The 1,666-nt window shown below is 58.9% G+C and carries 1 protein-coding gene; it reads right to left on the bottom strand.

Annotated elements, in window-relative coordinates:
* Positions 1 to 38 precede the first annotated feature (38 nt).
* Positions 39 to 1,591, bottom strand: a protein-coding gene (locus C6382_RS23680) for an IS3 family transposase (RefSeq protein WP_107026726.1) whose coding sequence is annotated in 2 segments (ribosomal slippage) — positions 39 to 1,129 and positions 1,129 to 1,591 — 1,554 coding nt in all. Because the reading frame shifts where the segments join, the coding sequence is not laid out codon by codon here.
* Positions 1,592 to 1,666 lie beyond the last annotated feature (75 nt).

Raw genomic sequence — 1,666 nt, 5'->3', positions numbered from 1 at the left:
CGGCGTTTTTCAAGGTAGTTGTCGCGTCAACCGTCTAACTATGCCGCTCTTTTCTCGACCTGCTGTTCCCGATCCGGGTTCAGCAGCACCGTGCCGATCGGCTCCCAGTTTCGTGTCTGTCCAGACCAGCGCTCCGGGCATTTCTCCCGGGCTTGCTCATACAGCTCATGACGCCGAGCCAGGATCTGATGATCCTGGCCACGGTGCCGTTCGGCCGGTGTCACGAAGCGGATTCGGCTGTGCCGGTGCTCGTGGTTATACCAGCACATAAAATCCCTTACCCAGGCTCGGGCGGCGTCCAGGCTGGCAAAGCCATCTGCCGGCCATTGCGGGCAGTACTTCAACGTCCGGAACAGTGATTCCGAGTACGGGTTGTCATTGCTCACTCGCGGTCGGCCACGGGACGGCGTGATGCCCAGATCATGCATTTTGCTCAAAAGCGTCAGCGATTTCATCGGTGCACCATTGTCCGAGTGCAACACCAGTGGCTCGTGCAAACACTGCTCGCCGATCACGCTACGTTGTAGTAGCGCAGCCGCCTTCTCGCCGCTTTCTTCTTCGTAAACCTCCCAGCCCACGGCCTTGCGGCTGTAAATATCCTCGATCAGGTACAGGTAGTAATACTTGCCACGCACTGGCGAGGGAAGGTACGTAATGTCCCATGACCACACCCGGTTAGGGCCTTTGGCCGCGTGAGTCGTCGGTGCGGCGTGGCGCCTGGGGCGCTGGCTACGACCACGATGCTGTTGTTGACCCGCTGCACGCAGCACCCGATAAAACGTCGCTTCCGACGCCAGATAGCGCTGTTGGTCGGCCAACCTCGGCACGATCTGGCTGGGCGGCAAATGGGCGTACGCCGGGCTGTTGCACAGACTCATGATCGCTTGTCGTTCGACCTCGCTCAACGCATTGCGTGGCGTGGGCCGTACCGTGGTCGTTCGGGCATCGTCCTGAACAGCCTCGGTTTCGCTCCAGCGCTGCAAGGTTCTGAGCGAGAGACCGACTTCCTGGCAGGCCCTGATCTTTCGGGCTCCTGCCACCCGGGCTTCACTCAACCAGGTCACGAGTAACTGCCGTTCCGGCAACGCGGTCAGTTGTCCTCGTTGTCGACCCCCCAGTAATCGTTGAGCTTTTTTCGCAGCACCAGCAACGCGGCGGTTTCAGCCAGCGCCTTGTCTTTGCGGCGCAGTTCGCGCTCAAGTTCCTGAATGCGTTTCTTATCTTTGCGAGACTGCTCTCGGTCTTCTTTTTGCTGGGCTTTTTCCGACTTCTGGCCAGCGATAAACGCTTGTCGCCACGCCGTGATCTGCTCGGGATAAAGGCCTTTGCGGCGGCAATACTCGCCGAGGTCGATCTCGGACAAACCGGCCGCCTCAAGGACAACAGCAAACTTGGTTTCGGCTGACCAGTTCTCGGTCAACGGCTTGTTTTCGGACACTGCATTTCCTTCAGAACTGAGCTGCTTGCGCCAGTTGGACAAAGACATTTCGCTGACCCCTTCGCGCCGGGAAACCTCGGCCATCGACAGGTTCAGCGGGGGAAGCAGCATCTTAAGTAATGCGGCTCTGCGTTCAGGTGAATAGTACGGCACGACCAGTCTCTTTCCGCCCCCGATATGCTTTTTTAGGAAAAACCGGAGAGGCGACAACTATCCTGACACCGGGGG

The sequence above is a fragment of the Pseudomonas sp. BBP2017 genome (assembly GCF_003024385.1).
GTDB lineage: Bacteria > Pseudomonadota > Gammaproteobacteria > Pseudomonadales > Pseudomonadaceae > Aquipseudomonas.
Note: the sequence above shows the minus strand (reverse complement) of the source record. Positions and strands in the feature narration are given on the sequence as shown.